The sequence below is a fragment of the Nocardioides sp. S5-5 genome, assembly GCF_054954065.1.
On record NZ_CP199913.1, the window covers coordinates 3391443 to 3414795 of the forward strand.

Annotated in this window: 21 protein-coding genes; 9 read left to right on the forward strand and 12 right to left on the reverse strand. The window is 71.0% G+C overall.

Annotated features, from left to right (window positions below):
• Nucleotides 1–63 precede the first annotated feature (63 nt).
• Nucleotides 64–567 carry a DUF6174 domain-containing protein gene (locus ACUP6Y_RS16115; RefSeq protein ID WP_462551777.1) on the forward strand — a complete coding sequence of 168 codons (504 nt, stop codon included), beginning with the start codon at nt 64–66 and terminating at the stop codon, nt 565–567.
• Between the two features lie 146 nt (nt 568–713).
• On the opposite strand, the gene ACUP6Y_RS16120 is transcribed toward ACUP6Y_RS16115, so the two are convergent.
• The 10 genes from ACUP6Y_RS16120 to ACUP6Y_RS16165 form a co-directional block, all read right to left on the reverse strand.
• Nucleotides 714–1763 carry a MaoC family dehydratase gene (locus tag ACUP6Y_RS16120; RefSeq protein WP_462551778.1) on the reverse strand — a complete coding sequence of 350 codons (1050 nt, stop codon included), beginning with the start codon at nt 1761–1763 and terminating at the stop codon, nt 714–716.
• Nucleotides 1760–2956, reverse strand: a complete 1197-nt coding sequence (locus tag ACUP6Y_RS16125; protein ID WP_462551779.1) for an acyl-CoA dehydrogenase family protein — start codon at nt 2954–2956, stop codon at nt 1760–1762. Before ACUP6Y_RS16125 ends, ACUP6Y_RS16120 begins: the two co-directional genes overlap by 4 nt.
• A 181-nt stretch (nt 2957–3137) precedes the next feature.
• Nucleotides 3138–4448: a hypothetical protein gene (locus tag ACUP6Y_RS16130; protein WP_462551780.1), complete on the reverse strand. Its 1311-nt coding sequence runs from the start codon at nt 4446–4448 to the stop codon at nt 3138–3140.
• Between the two features lie 282 nt (nt 4449–4730).
• Nucleotides 4731–5813: a hypothetical protein gene (locus ACUP6Y_RS16135; protein ID WP_462551781.1), complete on the reverse strand. Its 1083-nt coding sequence runs from the start codon at nt 5811–5813 to the stop codon at nt 4731–4733.
• 18 nt (nt 5814–5831) lie between these two features.
• A complete protein-coding gene (locus ACUP6Y_RS16140; RefSeq protein ID WP_462551782.1) occupies nt 5832–6041 on the reverse strand; it encodes a DUF6752 domain-containing protein in 210 nt (69 codons plus the stop codon).
• A 36-nt stretch (nt 6042–6077) separates the two neighbouring features.
• The gene (locus tag ACUP6Y_RS16145) at nt 6078–7610 is read right to left on the reverse strand and encodes a methyltransferase domain-containing protein (protein WP_462551783.1); all 1533 of its coding nucleotides are present in this window, start codon (nt 7608–7610) and stop codon (nt 6078–6080) included.
• A 52-nt stretch (nt 7611–7662) separates the two neighbouring features.
• The gene (locus tag ACUP6Y_RS16150) at nt 7663–8622 is read right to left on the reverse strand and encodes a glycosyltransferase family 2 protein (protein WP_462551785.1); all 960 of its coding nucleotides are present in this window, start codon (nt 8620–8622) and stop codon (nt 7663–7665) included.
• Nucleotides 8619–9662, reverse strand: a complete 1044-nt coding sequence (locus ACUP6Y_RS16155) for a hypothetical protein (RefSeq protein ID WP_462551787.1) — start codon at nt 9660–9662, stop codon at nt 8619–8621. Before ACUP6Y_RS16155 ends, ACUP6Y_RS16150 begins: the two co-directional genes overlap by 4 nt.
• Nucleotides 9663–9750: 88 nt before the next feature.
• Nucleotides 9751–11139, reverse strand: coding sequence for a phospholipase D-like domain-containing protein (locus ACUP6Y_RS16160; RefSeq protein ID WP_462551789.1), 1389 nt, complete (start codon nt 11137–11139; stop codon nt 9751–9753).
• A gap of 153 nt (nt 11140–11292) precedes the next feature.
• Nucleotides 11293–12390, reverse strand: coding sequence for an endonuclease/exonuclease/phosphatase family protein (locus tag ACUP6Y_RS16165; RefSeq protein WP_462551791.1), 1098 nt, complete (start codon nt 12388–12390; stop codon nt 11293–11295).
• A gap of 67 nt (nt 12391–12457) precedes the next feature.
• On the opposite strand from ACUP6Y_RS16165, the gene ACUP6Y_RS16170 reads away from it, so the two are divergent.
• Genes ACUP6Y_RS16170 through ACUP6Y_RS16195 form a run of 6 tightly spaced genes read left to right on the forward strand, consistent with a single transcriptional unit; the run spans nt 12458 to nt 18385 of the window.
• A complete protein-coding gene (locus ACUP6Y_RS16170) occupies nt 12458–13459 on the forward strand; it encodes a formylglycine-generating enzyme family protein (protein WP_462551793.1) in 1002 nt (333 codons plus the stop codon).
• The gene (locus tag ACUP6Y_RS16175) at nt 13456–15021 is read left to right on the forward strand and encodes a sulfatase-like hydrolase/transferase (RefSeq protein ID WP_462551795.1); all 1566 of its coding nucleotides are present in this window, start codon (nt 13456–13458) and stop codon (nt 15019–15021) included. Before ACUP6Y_RS16170 ends, ACUP6Y_RS16175 begins: the two co-directional genes overlap by 4 nt.
• 27 nt (nt 15022–15048) lie before the next feature.
• On the forward strand, nt 15049–16308 hold the full coding sequence (locus ACUP6Y_RS16180; protein ID WP_462551797.1) for a magnesium transporter MgtE N-terminal domain-containing protein: 1260 nt from the start codon (nt 15049–15051) through the stop codon (nt 16306–16308).
• Complete coding sequence (locus ACUP6Y_RS16185) at nt 16305–16832, forward strand: DUF1003 domain-containing protein (RefSeq protein ID WP_462551799.1); 528 nt, start codon at nt 16305–16307, stop codon at nt 16830–16832. Before ACUP6Y_RS16180 ends, ACUP6Y_RS16185 begins: the two co-directional genes overlap by 4 nt.
• 50 nt (nt 16833–16882) lie before the next feature.
• Nucleotides 16883–18028, forward strand: a complete 1146-nt coding sequence (locus tag ACUP6Y_RS16190) for an Mrp/NBP35 family ATP-binding protein (protein WP_462556744.1) — start codon at nt 16883–16885, stop codon at nt 18026–18028.
• A gap of 6 nt (nt 18029–18034) precedes the next feature.
• Nucleotides 18035–18385 carry a sec-independent translocase gene (locus ACUP6Y_RS16195; protein WP_462551801.1) on the forward strand — a complete coding sequence of 117 codons (351 nt, stop codon included), beginning with the start codon at nt 18035–18037 and terminating at the stop codon, nt 18383–18385.
• An 11-nt stretch (nt 18386–18396) separates the two neighbouring features.
• On the opposite strand, the gene ACUP6Y_RS16200 is transcribed toward ACUP6Y_RS16195, so the two are convergent.
• Nucleotides 18397–18933: a hypothetical protein gene (locus ACUP6Y_RS16200; protein ID WP_462551803.1), complete on the reverse strand. Its 537-nt coding sequence runs from the start codon at nt 18931–18933 to the stop codon at nt 18397–18399.
• 110 nt (nt 18934–19043) lie between these two features.
• On the opposite strand from ACUP6Y_RS16200, the gene ACUP6Y_RS16205 reads away from it, so the two are divergent.
• On the forward strand, nt 19044–19682 hold the full coding sequence (locus ACUP6Y_RS16205) for a LysM peptidoglycan-binding domain-containing protein (RefSeq protein WP_462551805.1): 639 nt from the start codon (nt 19044–19046) through the stop codon (nt 19680–19682).
• A 17-nt stretch (nt 19683–19699) separates the two neighbouring features.
• Nucleotides 19700–20221 (forward strand): Rv3235 family protein, encoded by a 522-nt coding sequence (locus ACUP6Y_RS16210; RefSeq protein ID WP_462551807.1) that lies wholly within the window; start codon nt 19700–19702, stop codon nt 20219–20221.
• Nucleotides 20222–20288: 67 nt separating this feature from the next.
• Here the strand turns inward: ACUP6Y_RS16210 and secA are convergent, their stop codons facing one another.
• Complete coding sequence (gene secA / locus ACUP6Y_RS16215; protein WP_462551809.1) at nt 20289–23180, reverse strand: preprotein translocase subunit SecA; 2892 nt, start codon at nt 23178–23180, stop codon at nt 20289–20291.
• Nucleotides 23181–23353 lie beyond the last annotated feature (173 nt).

The following is a 23353-nucleotide window of genomic DNA, read 5'->3' on the forward strand; positions in this document are numbered from 1 at the left end:
CCGTCGCCGGCGGCCAGGGGGAACCGTTCGGCCACCCGGGACGTCCCAGGCATCATGAGCACCATGCGCCCATCCACCGTCGCCGCCGTGACCGTCCCGCTCCTGCTCGCGCTCTCCGCGTGCTCCCACGAGTCACAGCGCGCCGCCGACCGGACCACGGCCGAGCCGAGCAGCACGGCCACTGCTACCGAGACGGTGCCCGGCTCGGGCGCCACCCCGGGCGCGGCGCACCCGTCGTACGCCGCGCAGGACTACACCTACCACCTCGAGGTGCTCTGCTTCTGCCCCCAGCTCGGCACCGTCGAGGTCGTGGTGGAGGACGGCGAGGTCACCGCGGCGACCTCCCTCGACGGCCCCAAGGCCGGCACCCCGGCCCCCGAGTTCGCCCGGCTGAGCATCAACGACATCATCGAGCAGGCCAACGCTCCGGGGATCGCCAAGGCGAAGGTGGACTGGCCCGACGGCCAGGACCACCCGAGCTCGGTCATGATCGACCGGATCGCGCAGGGCGTCGACGACGAGGTGACCTACACGATCAAGGACGTCCGCCCGGAGCCGACGTCGTAGCGAGCGTCGCGAGACGTGCGTGGTGGCAAGGCGGCGGAGCGAAGTCGTGCTTGTCCGCCCATCGAGCGACGCCAACGCCGCCAACACGTGCGTGTCACGGCGCGCAGCCGGCGTCGGCTCCGGGCGGACGTCCTGGGACGTCCAGGTCAGCGCGGGATGAGCGCCCAGTAGTCGAGGTCGAGCAGCACGCCGGGGGCGTACGTGCCGTCCTCGCCACGCAGCGTCATCGACTCGTCACGGCCCTTCGTGGCCACCAGCCGCAGCCGCAGCGCACCCACCCCCGGCGCCGAGGTCTCGGCCTTGTCGAGCACCTCGGACCAGGCGTAGACCGTGTCGCCGGCGAAAGCGGGAGCGGTGTGGGCGCCCGCGTTGATGGCCGCGACGAGCTGGGCGTTGGCCAGCCCGTTGAACGACAGGGCACGGGCCAGCGAGATGATGTGGCCGCCGTAGACCAGGTTGCGGCCGTCGGGACGGGCCTCGACGTTGAAGTGCACCTTGGCGGTGTTCTGCCACAGCCGGGTGGCCTGCTGGTGCTCCGACTCGGTCAGCGTGACGCCGTCGACGTGGTCGATCCGCTCCCCCACGACGTAGTCGTCGAAGCGGTGCGGCTCGCCGGCCGCGGCGAAGTCGTACTCGGTGAAGTCGAGCCCCTCGGGCAGCACCAGGTCACCCGGCGCCACCACCGACGCGAGCTCGGGTACGACGGTCTCCGGCGCGGGCGCGGCTGCATCACTTGTGTCCCGCTTGTGGACCATCACCCAGCGCGCCCACTCCAGCGCGACCTCCTCGCGCTGGTTGACCGCCGTCGAGCGGACGTAGACCACGCCGCTCTTGCCGTTGGAGTTCTGCTTGAGGCCGATCACCTCGGAGGTGGTGCTGAGCGTGTCGCCGGGCAGCACCGGGCGGTGGAAGCGGCACTCGGCGTACCCCAGGTTGGCGACCGCGTTGAGCGAGACGTCCGGGACGGTCTTGCCGAACGCGATGTGGAACGCGATCAGGTCCTCGACCGGGTGCGGGTTCAGCCCGACCGAGGCCGCGAACACCGCCGACGACGGCACCGCGAACCGGGTCGGGTAGATCGAGCCGTAGACGGCGCGGTCGCCCTCGGTCACCGTGCGCGGCGTCGCGTGCCGGATGACCTGGCCGACCTCGAAGTCCTCGAAGAAGTTGCCCGGGTTGGTCTTGTCGCCGCTCACTTGAGCTTGTAGTCCTTCAGGAGCGACCGGCCGATGATCATCTTCTGGATGTCGGAGGTGCCCTCGCCGATGAGCATGAACTTGACCTCGCGCATGAGGCGCTCGATCTCGTACTCCTTGGAGTAGCCGTAGCCGCCGTGGATCCGGAAGGAGTCCTCGACGACCTCGTTGGCGTACTCGGAGGCGACCATCTTGGCCATGCCGGCCTCGACGTCCATCCGCCGGCCGGTGTCCTTCAACCGGGCCGCACGGACCATCATGTTGTGCGCGGTCTCGACCTTGGTCGCCATCTCCGCGATCCGGAACAGCACCGCCTGGTGCTCGGCGATGACCTTGCCGAAGGTCTTGCGCTGCTGGGCGTAGGCCACACCGAGCTCGAAGCCGCGCCACGCCAGGCCGCACGCGCGGGCCGCGACGTTGACCCGGCCGACCTCGACGCCGTCCATCATCTGGAAGAAGCCCTTGCCCGGCTCGCCACCCAGGATCTGGTCGGCGGCGATCTGGTGGCCCTCGAGGATGAGCTCGGTCGTCTCGACGCCCTTGTAGCCCATCTTGTCGATCTTGCCCGGCACGGTGACGCCCTGGGCGGTCTCCCCGAACCCGGCCTGCTTCTCGACCAGGAAGGTGGTCATGTTCTTGTAGACGCTCTCGGCGCCCTCGTCGGTCTTGACGAGCAGCGCGACCAGCGTCGAGGACGCGCCGTTGGTCAGCCACATCTTCTGACCGGTGATGGAGTAGGAGCCGTCGGCCTGCTTGGTGGCCTTGGTCGACACCGCCGAGACGTCGGACCCGAGGCCGGGCTCGGACATCGAGAACGCGCCACGGACCTCACCGGTCGCCATCCGCGGCAGGTACTTCTGCTTCTGCTCCTCGGTGCCGTGCTGCATCAGCAGGTAGGCCACGATGAAGTGGGTGTTGATGACACCCGACACGCTCATCCAGCCCCGGGCGATCTCCTCGACCACCAGGGCGTAGGTCAGCAGGGACTCGCCCAGACCACCGAACTCCTCGGGGATGGTCAGGCCGAAGACACCCAGCTCCTTGAGACCGTCGACGATCTCCTGCGGGTACGTGTCGGAGTGCTCGAGCTCCTGGGCGACCGGGATGATCTGCTCGTCCACGAAGACCCGCACAGCCTTCAAGATCTCGGACTGGTCCTCGCTGAGGCCTTCGGTCTGGCAAAGCCGGGTCATCACTCTCCCCTTCGACAATGGCACGTCGCTGGTGGTGCCGGACCGCACTGTACCTGCGGGTAGCCATGCCCGGACCCCCACAACGCGGGGCGAGACCGGCGACGTGAGACATGTCACCGGGGCCGCGGAATCCCGCTCTCCACGGCCGGCCACCGGCCCGACGCCGGCCTCACCGCCTGGCTCAGATCGTGCGCCCCACCGCCGCGAAGAACCGGATGAACATCTCGTCGTAGCCGAACTGGTCCGAGCGGATCTGCGCGGCCGAGCCGGCCCGCTTCTGCTGCTTGGTGATCCAGGCCCGGTTGAAGTCGATGCGCACCGCGCGGGTGCCGCCCGACGTACTGGCGAGGACGAGCGCCTTGGGCATGCCGTAGTGGCTCCAGCTCGACTTCCGCTTGGCCCACGACTTGTGCTTCTTCTTGGTGCCGAGCAGCTTGGCGAGCTTGCGGTCCAAGGCGGTGGCCTTGCGGTGGCCGGTGATGATCTGCACCTCGACGCCGCGGGCCCGGGCGTTGACGATCGCCCGGTAGATGCTCTTGCCGCCGAGCTTCTTGGTCGCGAGGTGCAGGGCCGAGCCCGGCGGCGCCTGGTTGATGGCGCTGCGGACCAGGCGCATGGTCGCCTTGTGGTCGTCCTTGTTGGACATCCAGCCCGGGGCGAAGGCGCCGGCGCGCGGACCGACGTTGCCCAGGTCGACCATCAGCAGGTTGTGGTCGGAGTTGAGGCCGATGGTGGCGAGGTTGGTCACCGGCAGCAGCGGGTCGCCCTGGTACAGGTAGGCGTGGTCGATCACCGCGCCGCTGTCGTGGGTGGCCGGCGCGACGCCGTACAGGTCGAAGACGTTGACCAGGCCCATGGCCGCGATCTCGTTGCGCGGGTAGGCGCCGCTGCGGAAGTTGACGTTGACGTCGCCGGCCATGAGCACCGGGCCGTGCGCGGAGAGGGTCTGGGCGAGCCCCGCCAGCCGCTGGTAGGACGGCAGGGTGATCCCCGGGGTGTACGTGGTGACCGGCGCGAAGTGGACCGCCACCACCGAGACGGTGCGTCCCTCGGCGTTGCGCAGCGTGGCCCAGTTGGCATAGCGCACGCCCCAGTGGACCTTCTGCTTCTTCGACTTCCCCCAGACCTCGCTGATGTTGTAGGTGCCGGCCGCGATCTTGGTCCAGCGGGAGGTGTCCCAGACCACCGCGGTGGCGCCGGTGTAGGTGCCGGGCGTGCGCTGGATGGCGTAGCCCGGGGGCGCGAGCATCGCGTCGGGTCGGCTCGGCACCTCGTTGAACGTGATGAAGTCCGGCAGCTGGGCGAAGACCTGGCCGAGGTCGGCGGCCGTGCGCTCCAGCGACATGCCGGACTTGATGTTCGCCTGGACCAGGCGCACACCGCCCGCGGCTCCCGGATCGGCCGCCGCGGCCGTGCTCTCCAGGTCCGCCCGGTCACCGCCGGCGCCCGCCGCCGCGAGCACGAGGAGGGTCGCGAGGACCGCGAGCGCCATGACCGTCGCCGGTAGGGCACGAAGCCATCGAAGCGAGCTCAGCGTGCGCATGGGACCTCCCGATTCACGGTGCCGAATGCACCGAGCGAACAATTTCCTCAGGAATCACATCAGTAACAACTTCACCATGCAATACAGCTCGAATAACTACAACAATGTAATTCGATGAATCACAGACATGTCATTCATTCCGGAAATGCACGGGTCCCCGACAATGGAGAATGCCCGTGATCTTCTGCGCCCGTCGGCGGGCGGGGGTGCGACCTGAGGGGTCGCACGCGCTCAGCGGCGGCGCAGCGCGCCGAGCAGCCCGCGCCTGCCGGCGGTGGGCTCGGGGTTCGTGTCGAGCCGGAGCTCACGCACATCGGCCAGCATGGTCGCGACCAGGTCGGTGGCGGCCGCGGCGACCTCGGCGTCGGTGACCGTGTCCGGCGTACGACGCTCGGGCAGCTCGGCCGGGATCTCGAGCCGGGACAGGTCCCCGACCACGTCGACGGGATGCTCGCGCAGGTAGGCCAGCGCCGCGTCGTTGCGCTCGCGGCACTCGGCGATCCGGTCCGGCTGGGGCCAGAACTTCTCGCCCCGCCTCGGGACCAGCCGCTCGTCGGCGAGGAAGGTGCGGATGAACATGCCGCGGTCGCGGGCGGCGCCGAGCGACTTGCGGGCGACCAGGCTCTCGTTGACCCGGCGCAGCACCTCCGCCTCGACGACGCCCATCGACTCGTTCGGGAAGGACTGGCTCAGGTCGTAGGCGTCGGCACGCAGGCCGAGCAGCCCGGCGAAGCGGTGCCAGATCTCCTCGCGCGGCGCGGTGGTGTCGAGCGGCAGCACGTGGATCCGCTCGTGGGCGACGGCCTCCGACCAGCGCTGGAGCACCAGGTGCAGGTCCAGGGTGCGCCAGTTCCACACGTCGCGCGGGTCCTCGGAGACCTCACGGGAGTAGTCGGCCATCGCGGCGGTGCCGCGGTTCTTCAGGCTCTCCTGCCAGCTCGCGGTGAACAGGCCGAGCAGGTCGCGTGCGGTGATCACGACGTGGACCTCGGCCGGGGCGAGCTGCTCGGCCATCCGCCGGGCCTGCTCGGCGCCGGCGGCCGCGAAGAACTCGTGGGTGATCAGCGCGTCGCCGTCGTGGCTCGCGATCTCGGCCCGCAGCCGCTCCCAGGCGGTGCGGTGCTCCTCGGACGCCTTGGGCAGTCGCGGGTCCTCGCGCACGATCCGGCTGGTCCACAGGTGGTCGAAGCGCCCCAGCCCCGGCAGCAGCACTCCGTCGTCCAGCAGCCGCTCCCGCCCGCCCCAGACGATGGTCTGCAGGTAGGTCGTGGCGGTCTTGGGCAGCCCGATGTGGACGAAGACGCGACGTGCCATGCGAGCCGACCCCCGGCCTCAGAGGCTCTTGTCGAACGCCTCGATCGCCGCGGCGATCCCGGCCTCGTCACGCTGCGCGACGGGGATCAGCAGCTCCTGGACGACGTCGACCAGCTCCGCCATCCGCACGTAGTGACGCTGCAGCTCGGCGACCTCGGCCTCGAGCGTCTCGATCCGCAGCCGCTGGGCGCGGACGGTGGCGAACAGGTTCCAGCGACTCTCGGTCATCTTCTCTTCTTCACGCATCGACTTTCACCGCTCCTCTCACCACTCCGCGACGACGACGGCCCGCCCGGCTCGGCCCGGAGCGCCGGGCCGGAGGTCCGTGGCCACGACCGATCCCCCGAACCGCCCGATCGCCGCGAGGATCGCGTCGGGGGAGACAGGATACAAACCCTCCCCCGCCTCGCCCTGCCCCGTGGCGAACTCGGCGTGCAGCCGGCCGCCGCCGCGCAGGGTCATCGCGGCGAAGCGCAACAACCCCTCCCGGCCCCGGTCAGTGGTCGCGTCGAGGACATGTCGGGCCAGCATCGCCCGCGGCCCTTGCTCGCGGGCCATCCGGGCACCCTCGCCCAGCACGGAGCGCAGCTGGGTCAGGCTGATCATCCGTACGTCGAGGGCCACACCCTCGCGCCCGGCGACCCGACCGGCCTTGCGCAGGGTCAGCGGGACATAGTCGTAGGCGGTGGTGCGGAAGCCGGCGCGGGCCAGGTGCAGCGCGTCGCTCCCCCGCCCGGCGCCGACGTCGAGGACATGCGTGCCGGGCGCCGTCTCGGCCGCCACCCGCAGGGCGAGCTCGGAGGCGGGCGCGTCGACGTCGCCCTTGCGGTGCTCGCGGTTGGTCTGCCACTCGCGCCGGTACGGCGAGAGGCCTCGGAACCAGCTGTCGAGGCGCTGCTTGACCTCGGCGGAGGTCTCGAACTTGAACGCCGGGTCGGGCACCTTCCAATGCGGCCCGTACATGGCCTCGAGCAGCCGCTCGGGCACGGCCGGCGCCGGGAACTCGTGGCCGGCCAGAGTCACCGTGGAGAGCGGGTGGATCCACTCCTCGCGGAACTCCACGCCCACCTCGCCCATCAGGTAGAGCCTGCCGTCGCCGGCGAAGAAGCCGCCGAACAGGTCCAGGCCGCGCACCGAGCCGTCGCTCTCCTCGACGTCGATGCGGAAGGCACCGCCGCTGTAGCGGAAGGTCGCCATGCCGCGCGCGGCGAGCGCCCGCTGGAGGCGGAACGACTCGCGCGCGACGTCGACGGGCGAGGTGTGCCGCGAGACGTAGCCGAGGTCGGCGTCGGAGTCGTGGCCGAGGAAGTCCTGCTCGCGTACGGCGCCCAGCAGCGTGCCGTACGCCGGGAACGCCGCGATCCCCTCCTCCTCGAGGATCGAGATGACCAGGTGCATGGCCTCGAGCAGCGGCTCGAGCTGGTCTCCGCTGCGCACCGAGAACTCGGGATGGAACCGGCCTGACTTGTCCAGCGCGACCGGCAGTCCCTGCTTGTTGACGAAGGCGACCCGCTCCTGGCCGGTGCCGAACACGATCTCCTCGTCGTGGACCACGGTGCCGGCGACGTGGTCGCGCACGCTCAGCCTGCTCGGCCCGTCGAGGAAGCGCACCATCCGCGCCGGCCACGCGATCCGGCGCTCGCCGGCCACGCCCGAGTGCGCCTCCTCAGTGTCGCGCACCGACCAGAACGACCAGATCCGGCGCTCGTCGAAGAGCACGTCGAGGGCCCGGTCCTCCTGCACGCCGGCGAGCACCAGACCCGCAGCGTCGGCGGACATGACGGCCAGATCGGTCATCCCCGCATCCTCCATGTCAACTCGCCCTCAGAACGTGTTGGCCAACACGTTCTCACACCAGGTCGCGGAGCTCGTCGGGGATCCGGACGTACGGCGGCCTCACCAGCGCGAGGTGCTGGCCCGCGCCTGTGGCCCGCCACAGGTCGCCCTCGTTGTGCACGATCCCCGCGAGCCTCTTCGGGCCCGGCCGGAACCTCCCGAGCTCGTCGGCGGCCACGGCCTGCTCGACCTGGGCGGCCGCGGTGCGCAGCGCCTCGACGATCTCGTCGGTCGGGCGGCTCCAGCTCGACTTCACCGCGCGTCCCTCGACGACCGCCGCCTGGTGGCGGTGCTCGGCGAGCAGCTCGAGCTGACCGAGGTCGGCGAACTTGAGGTGGAACATGAACAGCTCCGGGTCCGGCGCGAACGGGTGCCGGATGCCGTGGGAGGCGTGCGCCCAGTCGGCGTCGACCCACTTGAGGGCCGGCTTGCACATGAGCGGCGTGAACCGGGCGAACGCGCGCTGGCGCAGCAGCGAGGGCGCGTCGAAGTCGAGCTCCGGCTCGACGCCGACGCGGTGGATGACGTTGTAGCCGAGGACGCCCGCGACATCGGCGCCGCGGCGGGCGGCGGCGAAGTGCCGCAGCGAGGCGTGCTTCGCCGGGTCGGCGACGACGAACTCGTCGGCGTCGGCGAGCAGCACGGCGTCGTAGGCGAAGAGGAGGGACTTCGCCAGGCCGCTGAGGATGCCCATCCGGGACGGCTCGAAGGAGTACTTGTCGAGGTACGGCAGCCGCAGCACCGTGCAGGGCAGGTCGTCGGTCGAGCCGTCGGCGCTGTGGTCGTCGACGACGAAGACGTCATCGGCGCCGAGCTGACGCTGGTAGTGCTCGACCCAGCGGCGCAGCACCGGTCCGCTGTCGCGGCTCATGGTGATGACCGCGACCCGGGGCAGGCCGTCGCCCGAGGGCCGGTCGGGGGCGGCGGGGCCGGGTCCCGGCGCCGCATCCGGCTCGCCGCGACGCCACCTCATGCCCGCTCCCCCTGCCCGCGTCCGGCGGTGCTCCATTTGGTGAGGGCGACCTGGAGAGCTTCGACAGCGGCCGCCAGCACCTCCTCGACCGGTACGTCGGTCGGCTGGATCCCGGGCACCGCCGCCGGGCGCAGCTCCTCGAGGTCGCCGACGACCCGGTGCCTGCCCTTGCGCAGCCGCGCGACCTGCTCCTCGCCCTGGGCGCGCACCCACGGGTCGTCGTACCCCAGGCGCTGGCCGCCGCCCTCGCGCAGCGACAGCCCGCGCTTGGCGAGCTGGTGCTTGACCAGCCGGTCGTAGAAGGGCGGCAGCTCGCCCTTGCCGCTCGGGCGGAACCGGCGGTTCAGCTCGAGCAGCAGCAGCGCGCTGGGCAGGTCGATGCTCGGGTTGCTGCGGACGTCGAGCGCGATGCCCTCCGCGTCGATGCCGACGACCTCGGCGAACCGGCGCCACAGCAGGTCGCCGGGCGCACCCGCCGGCGGCACCGTGACCAGGCTCAGCGCGCCCTTGTCGAGGCCCTTGGCCCAGCGCGTCGCGATCGCGGGCACGTCCTGGTGGCGCCAGAACCGCATCGCGGACCCGGTCAGGTCCTTGCGGACGCCGAGCGCGGCGACGTACTCGGGCCACGCGGTGACCCCACCGTTCTGCACCGACTCGAGCCACATGGCCGGCACGTTGCGGGCCAGGTCGCGGCAGGTCACCACCGCCTCAACCCGGCTCTCGGGGAAGCTCTTGCGGATGCGCTGGATCTGCCGCTCGTCGCGCGGCGCGAGGTACTCCATCGAGACCACGGCCGTGCCGGGCCAGGCGCGGATCTCCTCGACCATCTCCTGCCACATGCCCTCGGGCGGCATCGGCGGCTGGCCGGGACCGCCATGGGCGATCACCTCCTTGACCGCGCGCACCTGGCGACGCCAGCGCCGCCCGGGGAACAGCACGCCACGCTCGGCCAGCGCCGCCTTGTTCTCCCCGAGCACGTTCTGCAGGAAGCTGGTTCCCGACTTCATGGTGCCGACGTGCAGCACCACCCGCTGAGCCATGTGTGCCCTCTCGGTGTCTTCAGTTCCTCGCGCCCGAAGCCCGGGCCACCGCCTCTCGGCAGCGACCCGGGCCCCGGATCCGCTCTCGTCAGTTCAGCTCGGCCTCGAGCTCGTGGAACGGGTAGTCCTTCGGGCTGAGGTACTCCGTGCCCGGCTTGATCCGCACGACCGGGTCCGGGTCGGCGGAGTTGACGTAGTTGGCCAGGGTCCGCGGAGCGGTGTTGAAGATCATGTCGACCCAGTTGGAGTACTTCGCGGCCATCGGAGCGTCGTCCCAGAAGATCAGGTCGTGCTCGTCGGAGAACCAGCCGAGCTGGGTCCAGTTCTCGCTGCTGGAGAGCGTCGCGCTCCCGTTGGGGTTGCCGTCGAGGTTGCCCTGGACCGACAGGCCCTTGAGGTGGACGTAGCGGTCCTTGAACTTGTTGGCCGTCGCGCCGGTGATGTAGACCATCTGCTTCGCCGGGACCGGGGCGAGGATGCTGCGGATCTTGCCCGACATCATCATGAAGACCACCCGGACGTCGCAGCCCTGGGCGTGCAACTCGCGGACCTTGCGGGCGATCCGGGCACCGCGCTCATCGCCCCACACGGCGTTGGCCACACGGACCTTGGTGCGGCCGCTCGCGGTGTTGCCCGCGCCATTGCACTGCACCTTGTTGAGCACCCGCAGCGGCGGGTCGACCTGGTCGCGGTGGGGAGCGAACATCGTGGTGATGCTGGCGCCCGGGATGGTGGTGCTGGGGACGGTGAACTGCAGGGCCGGGAACTTCTTGTCCTTCTTGGACTGGTTCCACATCGTCATCCAGCCGTCATAGAGCGCCTGGTTCTCGGTGACCGTGGTCCAGTCGTTGAACTGCTGCACGGCGGCGGCGCCGGTGAAGTTGCCGGAGCCCTGCATCACGATCCAGTTGGTGGCACCCGACCTGCTGACCAGCATCATCTTGTTGTGCATCGCGCCGCCCTTGCCGCGGCAGGTCGCCGAGCAGGTGCGGATCCAGCTGCGCAGCTCCTTGGGGCGGTCGGCGTTGCCCTTCTTGAGGGCCCGGGTCAGCACCCCGTAGGAGCGGTTCGGGCCCTGGGACCTGGCGAGTCCGCGGGCCATGATGATCTGTACCGAGACACCGCGGTTGTGCGCCGTGATCATCTTGCGGGCCAGCAGCGGGGAGTCGAAGTTCCAGGTCATCACGCGGACCGTCTGGCCGGCCTCGACGTTCTTGAGCGTCTTGATGATCTTGCGCTGGATCGCGCCGCGCTTCTTGGCCTTGAACGGGTGGTTGAAGGTGATGCCGGGCTTGACGACGTACGCCGGGTTCGGCTTCTTCTTCGCCGCGACCGTGGCCGCCGCCGGAGCGGCGTCGGCCGGGCTCAGACCGGCCTGTCCGGCGACCAGCAGGCCCGCGGCGAGGAGCAGCGCCGTGAGCGTCGCCACCGCCCGGGTCCGCGCTGCTGCCGACGAGGTCCCCCACACATTCGCCACGACCTGACTCCTACCCACTTCACCCGAGAACTGACCGGGTTCCGAACGGGCGCTCCTCCTCGGGGAAGGCAGGCGGCTCTCGACCCTTTGACGCGGGCACTATACCCGCCAGGGCAGGCCGAAACCCGGCGCACACGGCTTGCTCAGCTCGGCTCAGTCGGCGGCGCCGGACGTGCTGCCGTCGCGGGGGCGGGCCTTCGCGTCGCCGTTGCACTTCTCGGTCTTGATCCCGCCGAGGGTGAAGTCGGCACGCACCGGCAGGTGGTCGGAGCCGCCGGCCGGCATCACGACCGAGCTGGTCGCGGTGAGGTCGGGACCGCCGTACAGCAGGTAGTCGATCCGGGTCCGCGGGTGGCCGGCCGGGTGCGTGGCGCCACCACCGCTGCCCGCGACCACGAAGCTGTCGCTGAGCCGCGAGCTGAGGATCCGCTCCGGCCCCGAGTTGGGCCAGGTGTTCATGTCGCCGCCCAGGATCTTGGGTCGCGGGTCGGCCGCCAGCATGCTCGAGATCCGGCTGGCCTGGGCGGTGCGGATGCCGGCGGAGGTGTTGTCGAGGTGGGTGCTGTAGATGCTGACCTCGACCCCCTCGACGTTGATGACGACGTGCAGCAGGCCCCGCGGCTGGGCCTTGCCACTGTTGGGCAGCGGGGTGTTCTCGGAGGAGACGATCGGGTACTTCGAGACGACCGCGGTGCCGTAGAGGCCGTCGCCGAAGGTCACGTTGCGGCCGAACGCGGAGCCCCAGCCGCCCAGCCTCTCGGCGAACCAGCCGGCCTGGTCGACACTGCCGGTGCTGCGCCGCTTGTAGTCGACCTCCTGGAGCAGGATGACGGTCGCCTTCGACTGCTGCATGACGCCGAGCAGGCGCTCGAGGCTGCCGGCGCGGGCCGACTTGATGTTGTAGGACAGAGCGGTGAACCGGGTGGTGCCGATCTGGGCGTGGCACACGAGCTGGGCGGACTTGCGCTCGGCCTCCATCGCGAGCGGCGGGACGAGCACACCGCCCGTCTCGGTGGCGGTCGGGGCCGGGACCGGTGCGGCGTCGGTGGCCACGGCCGCGGACCGCGTGCCCTCACGGCGGCCCTCGTGGGCGACAGGGGTGTCCGGCGCGTCCGGCGGGAAGATCAGCGAGACGCTCAGCCCGGCGAGCACCACGACGACCGCCACGATCGTGACGACCATGTCGACGGAGGAGACGGCAGGAGCCAGCCGCTTGCCCGCGTGGGCGCTGCGCTTCCCCTGCTCCTCCACGTCGGAATCGTAGACGACGCGCAGTCGGCCCCCGACTTCTTCGACCGCTGGGGCACACTGGTCGGCGATGTCCACCCAGTCACCGGGCCGGCGCCCGTGTTGCGTCCCCGCTGCGGCCCCTGTCGCGGCGGACCTGCACCTCGGGGTCGGCAGCTCGGCCGCATCCGCGGCGCGCGGGGTCGACCCCACCGCGCTGGCCGCGATCCCCGCCGGGCGGGCTGCGCTCGGCGACCACTTCGGCGACGGCTACGCCGGCGACGGCGAGGGCCCGGTCCACGAGGTCGAGCTGTCGGCGTTCCGGCTCGGCACGACCACGGTGACCAACGCCGCGTTCGCCGCCTTCGTCGAGGCGACTGGGCATCGCACCACCGCGGAGGCCGAGGGCTACTCCGCGGTCTTCCACACCGACGTCGCGGCGACCGTGGCCGACGTGCTCGGCTACTCGCCCGCCACGCCCTGGTGGGTGGGGGTGCGCGGCGCCGACTGGCGCCATCCCGAGGGTCCTCGCTCCGGCATCGAGGAGCGCGCCGACCACCCGGTCGTCCACGTCTCCCACGACGACGCGCTCGCCTTCGCGCGCTGGGCCGGGCGCCGGCTGCCCACCGAGGCGGAGTGGGAGTACGCCGCGCGGGGCGGTCTCGACGGCGCCCGCTACCCGTGGGGCGACGAGCTGATGGCCGACGGTGCCGACGGGTCCTGGCAGGTCAACATCTTCCAGGGCAGCTTCCCCGCCACCAACAGCGCCGAGGACGGCTGGACGACGACCGCCCCGGTCACGGCGTACCGGCCCAACGGCTACGGCCTGCACCAGATGGTCGGCAACGTCTGGGAATGGTGCGCCGACTGGTTCGATCCGGCGGCGTACGACGCCCGCGCGCGGCGCGATCCGCGCGGCCCGGCGGATGGTACGGTCCGCGTGATGCGCGGGGGCTCGTTCCTGTGCCACGACTCGTACTGCAACCGGTACCGGGTCGCCGCCCGATCGGCGGCTCCGCCGGACTCCACGGCATCCAACCTGGGCTTTCGCTGTGCCGCGGATGCCGCTACCGACAAGGAGAACCACGCGTGACTCGCCCCGGCCGCCTCCGCCTGGCCACTGCCGCCGTCCTGAGCGCGAGCGTGCTCGCCGCCTGCTCCGGAGGTGGTGGCGACGGCGACGCCGGCGTGCGAGGCCCGGTGGTGAAGTACCAGGCGCCCGGCGAGCAGTCGGCGGTGGCAGCCCCGACGGCCGACGACACGGTGCTCGGTCCCGACGCGACGCCGGCCCCGGTGGCCTCGCCGGAGCAGCCGAACCTGCTGATGATCACGATGGACGACGCGGCGATGAAGGACATGCAGTTCATGCCGCATCTGCAGGAGGTCGTCGCCCAGCAGGGCGTCACCATCGCCGACGGACTGGCCCCGACGCCGATCTGCGTGCCGGCTCGGGCCTCGCTGCTCACCGGCCAGTACGCCCGCAACCACGGCGCGGTCACGATCGGCGGCGAGGGCGGCGGCTACCAGGCGTTCGACGACGAGGACACGATGCCGGTCAGCCTGCAGAAGGCCGGCTACGACACGATGATGGTCGGCAAGTACCTCAACGGCTACACGAAGAGCGAGGTCCACCACCAGCCGCCGGGGTGGACCGTGTGGCGCCCGACGGTGGACTTCGCGACGTACAACTTCGAGCACCCGCAGCTTCTCGTCGACGGCAAGATCAAGGACTACGACACCTACTCCACGACGCTGCTCAGCGACGAGTCGAACAAGCTGATCGCCGACCATGCCGACGGCGCCGACAGCGACAAGCCGTGGTACCTGTGGGTCAACTACGTCGCGCCCCACCACGGCAGCCCCCACGAGGACGACGACCCCGACGGCATCTCGACGACGGTGCCCGACAAGGTCGACCGCGACACGTTCAAGGACCTCGACCTCGACACCACGCCCGAGATGTTCGAGGCCGACCCCAGCGACAAGGCGCTGGTCCGCGCCGCGCGGCAGAAGTGGTCGGAGAAGCGCCGGGCCGGGCTGCGCGAGGAGCGCCAGCAGCGGGTCGAGGCGCTGCAGGCCGTGGACCGCGCGATCGCGCGCACCGTCGACACGCTGAGGAGGACCGGCCAGCTCGACGACACCTACATCGTGGTGACCTCCGACAACGGCTTCTACGTCGGCGAGCACAACCTCAACGGCAAGCTCTGGTACTTCCGCGACGCGATCAACATCCCGATGTTCATCCGCGGCCCGGGCCTGCCCGCCGGCACGACCACGCAGGCGCCGGTCACCAACGCCGACTGGGCGCCGACCTTCGCCGCGCTGGCCGGCACGACCCTCGACCGCGACGCCGACGGCGTCGACGTGATGCCGTGGCTCGACAGCGACGCCACCCGCCGGGTGATCCCGATCGCCGGCTGGCCGGTCAAGGGCGGCCTCGACCCGCTCTACACCGGCGTGATCGTGGGTCCGTGGACCTACGTCCGCGGTCGCAAGGGACGCGGCGAGCTCTACTACACCAAGCTCGACCAGTACCAGCTCTCCAACCTGTACGGCGACCCCCGCTACAAGGCGATCCGCAAGCAGCTGCGCGCGCTGTGGCTGGAGACGAGGGAGTGCGCCGGCGCGACCTGCCCGCGCACGTTCATGAAGTAGCACCCGCGACCGGTAGCGTTGCGTCCCGTGAGCACCACCCCTACCCGCGTGTTCGCGGCCAGGCTGGTCGGGCTCCCGATCTTCGACCCGCAGGGCGACCAGGTCGGGAAGGTCCGCGATCTGGTGGTGACCCTGCGCACCGAGGGGACCCAGCCGCGCGTGCTCGGGATGGTCGCCGAGGTGTTCGGCCGGCGCCGGATCTTCGTGCCGATGACGCGGGTCACCAATATCGACAGCGGTCACGTCTACACCACGGGCCTGCTGAACATGCGTCGCTTCGAGCAGCGCTCGACCGAGACCCTGGTCATCGGCCAGATGCTCGACCGCACGGTGACCATCAAGGAGAGCGGCATCACCGGCACGGTGTACGACGTCGCGATGGAGCCCGCCCGCACCCGCGACTGGGTCCTGTCGCGGGTCGCGGTGCGCGAGCCGTCCAAGGGCTTCCGCCGGCGCGGGCAGTCCCATGTCGTGGAGTGGCGCGACGTGGCCGGCCTGACCCGCGCCGACGACCGGCAGGGCGCCACCCACCTGGTCGCGGCGCTCAACGAGATGCGGCCCGCCGACGCGGCGAGCATCCTGCACGACCTGCCGCCGGAGCGGCGTACCGCGGTCGCGCTGGCGCTCGACGACGAGCGGCTCGCCGACGTGCTCGAGGAGCTGCCCGAGGACGACCAGGTCGAGATCCTCAAGGGTCTCGACTCCGAGCGTGCGGCCGACGTGCTCGAGGAGATGTCCCCCGACGACGCGGCCGACCTGATCAGCGACCTGCCGCCGGAGACCGCGGAGATCCTGCTCGGGCTGATGGAGCCCGAGGAGGCCGAGGACGTGCGACGCCTGATGTCGTACGTCGAGAACACGGCCGGCGCGATGATGACCTCCGAGCCGGTGATCCTCGGCCCCGACGCGACCATCGCCGACGCGCTCGCCCACGTCCGCAACCCCGAGCTCACCCCGGCGCTGGCGGCGCTCGTCTACGTCTGCCGCCCGCCGCTGGAGACCCCGACCGGCAAGCTGCTCGGCGTCGCCCACATCCAGCGGCTGCTGCGCGAGCCGCCGTCCACGCTCGTCGCGGGCGCGCTCGACGACTCCATCGACTGGCTGCGCCCCGAGGCCACCATCGACGAGGTCGCGGCCCACCTGGCGACCTACAACCTGGTCGCGGCGCCCGTCGTCGACGAGGACCGCCGGCTGATCGGCGCGGTCACCGTCGACGACCTGCTCGACCACATGCTGCCCGCCAACTGGCGCGAGCGGGCCCGCGAGCGCGGGAGGGGCGGCTCGTGAGCGAGGCACGCCGCGAGCGGCTCGACACGCCGCGCGAGGAGCGGCGCCAGCTGGTCCGGCGGCCGTCGTACAACGCCGACACGTTCGGCGTCTTCGCCGAGCAGTTCGCCCGGTTCATGGGCACGGCGACCTTCCTGATCTACATGACGCTGTTCGTCGTCGGCTGGATCGGGTGGAACCTGTTCGCGCCGGGCGGTCTGCGCTTCGACGACTACCCGTTCATCTTCTTGACCCTGATGCTGAGCCTGCAGGCGTCGTACGCCGCGCCGCTGATCCTGCTCGCGCAGAACCGCCAGGAGGCCCGCGACCGCGTGATCGCCGAGCAGGACCGGCAGGCCGATGCACGGGCGCACGCCGACATGGAGTTCCTCGCCCGCGAGGTCGCGTCCCTGCGGATGGCGGTCGGCGAGGTCGCCACCCGCGACTTCCTGCGCTCCGAGCTGCGCAACCTGCTGTCCGACCTCGAGGAGCGTGCGCCGTCTCACGGGGACGGCGCCGACGAGAACGCACCGGGCGCTCCGTAGACTCAGGCGTTGTGAGCAGTACGACGCAGTCCCCGTCCGTCGAGCAGGTCATGACCGCGCTCAGCAAGGTCAACGACCCCGAGATCAAACGACCCATCACCGAGCTCGGGATGGTCGAGGGCGTGGACATCGCGGCCGGCGACGGCGGCTCGGTCGTCACCGTCAAGGCGCTGCTGACGGTGGCCGGCTGCCCGCTCAAGGACACCATCAACCGCGACGTGTCGGCCGCCGTGGCCGCCCTGCCCGGCGTGACCCGCGTCGAGGTCGAGCTGGGCGTGATGAGCGCCGAGCAGCGCTCGGGCCTGCACGAGACGCTCCGCGGCGGCCAGGCCCAGCGTGAGATCCCGTTCGCACAGCCCGGCTCGCTCACCAAGGTCTTCGCCATCGCCTCCGGCAAGGGCGGCGTCGGCAAGTCGTCGCTGACCGCGAATCTCGCGATCGCGCTGGCCCAGGCCGGCCGCAAGGTCGGCCTCGTCGACGCCGACATCTACGGCCACTCCATCCCGGCCATGCTCGGCGTCGCCGACGCCCGACCCACCCAGGTCGACGACCTGATCATGCCGGTCCCGACCCCGTCGGGCGTCTCGGTGATCTCGATCGGCATGCTCAAGCCGCGCCGCGACCAGGTCGTCGCCTGGCGCGGACCGATGCTCGACCGGGCGCTGGTCCAGATGCTCGCCGACGTCTACTGGGGCGACCTCGACGTGCTCCTCCTCGACCTGCCCCCGGGCACCGGCGACATCGCCATCTCGCTGGGCCAGCACCTGCCCGGCGCCGAGGTGGTCGTGGTGACCACCCCTCAGGAGGCCGCCGCCGAGGTGGCCGAGCGCGCCGGCACGATGGCCTCGATGATGCACCAGCGCGTCGTGGGCGTCGTCGAGAACATGAGCTACCTGCCCTGCCCCCACTGCGCGAACGAGGGCAAGGAGCACCGGCTCGAGATCTTCGGCGCCGGCGGCGGCGAGCGCGTGGCGGCCACCCTGTCCCAGCGCTTCGGGTACGACGTACCGCTGCTCGGCGAGATCCCCCTCGACGTCGCGCTGCGCGAGGGCGGCGACACGGGCAAGCCGATCGTCGAGTCCGCCCCGACCTCCCCCTCGGCCGTCGCGCTCCGCGCCGTCGCCGAGCGGATCGGCGGGCGCGGCCGCGGTCTGGCCGGCATGCAGCTGGGACTCACGCCCACCAGTAAGTTCTGACCCACCATGTTCGGGATCGGGTTCGGCGAGCTCGCCGTCATCGCCTTCCTCGCCGTGCTCGTCTTCGGCCCCGACAAGCTTCCCGACCTGGCCCGCCAGGCCGGCCGACTGGCCCGCGAGCTGCGCAGGTTCGCCACCAGCGCCCGCGACGAGCTGCGCGCCGAGCTGGGCCCGGAGTACGCCGACCTCGAGCTCACCGACCTCGACCCGCGCGCGATCGTCCGCAAGCACATCGCCGAGGCGATGGCCGAGCTCGACGAGCTCGAGGACACGATCCGCGGCTCCGGCGAGGAGCGCACCCCGGCGCGGATGCTGGAGCCGGGCGAGCGGCCGCCGTACGACCTCGAGGCGACCTGACCCTTCCCTGCTCAGCCGCGTGACTGCGCCGCGGCGAGGGCGCCGAAGGCGACCAGCACCGGCCGGCGGTCCGCGCCGGTGGCGAGCTCGCAGAAGTCCGCACCGACCCGCCGCAGCACACCGTCGTGGCGGCTGCCGTCGCGCAGGTGGAGCAGGCACGCCTCGCCGGACTCGGCGATCCGGCGCAGGGCAGAGGCCAGGCCGAGCCGGGTGAGCGGGGACCAGGCGACCTGCGGCACCGAGCGCTCCGAGGCACCGTCGACGGTCGTCACAGCGCCGAGCACCACCACCCAGTCGTGGTCGCCGGACGCGAGGAGGAGCCAGCCGTCGGCGACCCGCTCCACCGTCCCCCGCACCGGCCCGATCCCGTGGACGCCCACGGTGAGCTGCTGTCCGACGCTGGCCATCAGCCGGCCCGCGAGGGTGACCTGCTGGTACTCCGCACGGCTGCGGTCGGCCACCTCGAGGTCGCGCTCGGCCGCGTAGAGGGCGCCGGCCTGGTCCTCGAGGTCGTCGAAGAGCGCGAACAGCTCCTCCTCCCAGCCCATGGGCACCACCCTCGCACGCCGTCATCCACAGCATCCGTGACGAACGATTGACATCGCATTCGAACGAACTCATCCTTAGTCAAACAGACGCAAACGCAAAGGTTCTCGGGATGGATCTCGTCGCTACCGGTCGGGTGCGCCTGCGCGCGGCCCTGCTCTGGCTCGTCGTCACGGCCGGACTGACCGGGCTCGCCGCGCTGACGGTGCCCCCGGCGCGGCGGCTGCCGACCGCGCCCGGGCCCACCTTCGCCGAGGCCCTCGTGCAGGCCTGCGCCGCGGCAGCGCTCCTCGCCGGGGCCGCGCTCTGGCTGGCCACGACGGAGGTGGCGGTGGGCCTGCTCCGCTCCCGGGTCCCCCGGGCCGGACACGCCGTGGGCACGGTCCGGCTCGCCCTCCTCGCCGCCTGCGGCGTCACCGTCCTCGCGACCACCGCCCCCGCGCACGCCGAGACCGGTGGCGACACGCCCGTCGGCACCGGCGCGCCCCTCAGCGCCGAGGCACTCGACGGCCTGCCCCTCCCCGACCGGCCGGTCATCCCACGACGGCTCGCGGCCGCCGGGTCCGCGGTCGTCACCGTCCGGCCCGGCGACTCGCTGTGGGCCATCGCCCAGCGCCGGCTCGGGCCGGACGCGTCGCGGGCCGACGTCGCGTCGTACTGGCTGCGGGTGCGGGCGCTCAACGCCGACGTCCTCGGCCCCGATCTCGACCTCATCCAGCCCGGGCAGACGGTCCGGCTGCCGCCCGCCTAACCACGCCAGGAGGAACCATGTCCGCGGTCCAGCACGAGCTCGTCAGCCTCCGCGCGCCCGTCCCGGTCAGCCCGACCCAGGGCACGCTCGCCCTCGCACTGCTCCCCCGCCAGTCGCCGCCCCGGGCTCGACCACCCCAGTGGCGACCCCCGGTCCGCCCCGGCGCCGTCGTCGTCCCCATCGACCAGCGGCTGCGTCACGCCATCGAGGAGTGGACGCACCGGTTCGTCCAGGCAGCCGTCGAGATCGTCGGCGGCGACCGCCCGGTCTCCCAGCTGGTGCGCTGGACCACCCGCGAGGTGTACGCCGACCTCCACCGTCGTGCGCTGCTGGTCGCCCGCGCCGGCGGTCACCAGCCCGGGCTGGCGCGGGTGCAGCCGGTCCGGCCACGGGTGCAGAGCGTGCATGCCTGCTTCATCAGCGACACGGTCGTCGAGTGCGGGGTGCGGGTGCGCCACGGTGAGCGCTCACGCGCCGTCGCCGCCCGGTTCGAGCGCTTCGACCAGCGGTGGGTCTGCACCGCCCTCGACTTCTCGTGACCCGACGCCGACCCGGCGCGTTCGAACACGCCGGGTCGGCGTCTCTGAGGCGTTCAGATGCGCCGGGTCAGCCGCTGACGCGGGTGGTGTAGCCGGTGGCACCGCCAGGGGCGCCGTGGCAGCGCTTGTACTTCTTGCCGGAGCCGCAGGGGCACAGGGCGTTGCGGCCGACATCGCCGAACTCGTCGTCGGCGGTGGACGCCGCGCCGCTGCCGCGGACCTCCTCGTGCCCGGTCTCGTCGGGCGCGGAGTAGGTGAGGTTCTGCGGCTGCTTCGGGGCGTCGAGGCCCTTGGCGCTCACCTTCGGCGCGGCAGCCCTCAACTCGGAGGAGATCGACGCGAGGTCCATCTCACCGCCGGCCTCGAGGCCGACGCCGACAGGCGGCTCGGCGAAGGCACCCTCGTGCATCGGACCCGCGTGGCGCGTGCCGTCGGCGTGGTAGTGGACCTCTTCGTCGTCGTCCTCGACCTGGACCTCCAGGTTGAACAGGAAGCCGACGGTCTCCTCCTTGATGCCGTCCATCATGGCGGCGAACATGTCGAAGCCCTCGCGCTGGTACTCGACCAGCGGGTCACGCTGCGAGTAGGCCCGCAGGTAGATGCCCTCGCGCAGGTAGTCCATCTCGTAGAGGTGCTCGCGCCACTTGCGGTCGAGCACGGAGAGCAGCACGCGGCGCTCCAGTTCGCGGGCGACCTCGTCGCCGACCTCCTCCTCACGACGGTCGTACGCCGCGTTGGCGTCCGCCTTGAGGGCCTCGATGAGATGCGCCTTCTCGAGCCCGGCCTGGGTGCCGGCCTCCTCGACCAGGTCCTTCCAGGAGACCTCGACCGGCCAGAACTGCTTGAGGTCGGTCCACAGCTGGTCGAGGTCCCACTGCTCGGCGAACTCGTCGAGCGAGCCGTTGACGAAGCCGGTGACGACGTCGTCGATGAAGGTGCGGATCTGCTCCTCCAGGTCGACGCCCTCGAGGACCTCGCGGCGCTCGCCGTAGATGACCTTGCGCTGGCGGTCCATGACGTCGTCGTACTTGAGGACGTTCTTGCGGGACTCGAAGTTCTGCGACTCGACCTGGCCCTGGGCGTTGGCGATCGCGTTGGTGACCCGCTTGTTCTCGATCGGGACGTCGTCGGGGATCTTGAGCAGCAGCAGCACCCGATCGACCCAGTCGGACTTGAACAGCCGCATCAGCTCGTCTTGCAGGGACAGGTAGAAGCGGCTCTCACCGGGGTCGCCCTGGCGGCCGGAGCGACCGCGGAGCTGGTTGTCGATGCGGCGCGACTCGTGGCGCTCGGTGCCGATGACGTAGAGGCCGCCGAGCTCCTTGACCTCGTCGTGCTCGGCCTCGACCTGCTTCTTCATCCGCTCGACCATCTCGGGCCAGGCGGCGTCGTACTCGTCGGCGGTCTCGCCGGTGGGCTCGAGACCCTGCTTGCGCAGCTCGGCGTCGGCGAGGAACTCATACGAGCCGCCGAGCATGATGTCGGTGCCGCGACCTGCCATGTTGGTCGCGACCGTGACCGCGCCCTTGTGACCGGCCAGCGCGACGATCTTCGCCTCCTCGGCGTGGACCTTCGCGTTGAGGACCGAGTGGGCGACGCCGCGCTTGGTGAGCGCCTGGTGGAGGTACTCGGACTTCTCGACCGAGACCGTGCCGACGAGGACCGGCTGGCCCTTCTCGTGGCGCTCGACGATGTCGTCGACGACGGCGTCGTACTTGGCCTCCTCGGTGCGGTAGACGAGGTCGGGCTGGTCCTTGCGCACCAGCGGCTTGTTGGTCGGGATCGGGACCACGCCGAGCTTGTAGATCTTGTCGAACTCGGAGGCCTCGGTCAGCGCCGTGCCGGTCATGCCGGAGAGCTTGTCGTAGAGGCGGAAGTAGTTCTGCAGGGTGACGGTGGCGAGGGTCTGGTACTCCTCACGGACCTTCACGCCCTCCTTGGCCTCGATGGCCTGGTGGAGGCCGTCGTTGTAGCGGCGTCCCGCGAGCATGCGGCCGGTGTGCTCGTCGACGATGAGCACCTCGCCCTCCATGACGACGTACTCCTTGTCGTTGCGGAACAGCTCCTTGGCCTTGATGGAGTTGTGCAGGAACGAGATGAGCGGGGTGTTGGCCGACTCGTAGAGGTTCTCGATGCCGAGGTGGTCCTCGACCTTCGTGATGCCGTCCTCGAGGACGGAGATGGTGCGCTTCTTCTCGTCGACCTCGTAGTCGACGTCCTTGGTGAGCTTCTGCGCGATCTTGGCGAACTCGCCGTACCACTTCACCTCGTCCTGGGTCGGACCGCTGATGATCAGCGGGGTCCGGGCCTCGTCGATGAGGATCGAGTCGACCTCGTCGACGATGGCGAAGTTGTGGCCGCGCTGGACGCACTCCTCGAGCGAGGAGGCCATGTTGTCGCGCAGGTAGTCGAAGCCGAGCTCGTTGTTGGTGCCGTAGGTGATGTCGCAGGCGTACGCCGCGCGCCGCTCGTCGGGTCGCATGCTCGGCAGGATCACGCCGACCGTGAGGCCGAGGAAGTGGTGGACTCGGCCCATCATCTCGGACTGGAACTTGGCCAGATAGTCGTTGACCGTGACGACGTGGACGCCCTTGCCCTCGAGGGCGTTGAGGTACGCCGGCATCGTCGAGACCAGGGTCTTGCCCTCACCGGTCTTCATCTCGGCGATGTTGCCGAGGTGCAGTGCGGCACCGCCCATCACCTGGACGTCGAAGTGGCGCTGGCCCAGGACCCGGCGCGCGGCCTCGCGGACCGTGGCGAAGGCCTCGGGCATGATGTCGTCGAGGTCCTCGCCGTCGTCGAGGCGCTTGCGGAACTCGTCGGTCATGCCCCGCAGCTCGTCGTCGGACATCGCCTTGAAGTCGTCCTCGATGGCGTTGACCGCCTTCGCGATGCCCTCGAGCTGGCGGAGGATCTTGCCCTCTCCGATGCGGAGGAGCTTGTCGATGATCACTGGCACGCGGCCACTCTACCCAGTGCCCCGAACCCGACGTGCGGCACATATCTCCGCACTCGAGGCACGCACATCGCCACGTTGGGATCGCTCGACCGACGCCCGGCATGCCTTCGCAACCCCGCCTTGCGCTGCACGCACCTGGAGCACGGATATCAGCACCGCACGTCGGGTTCGGG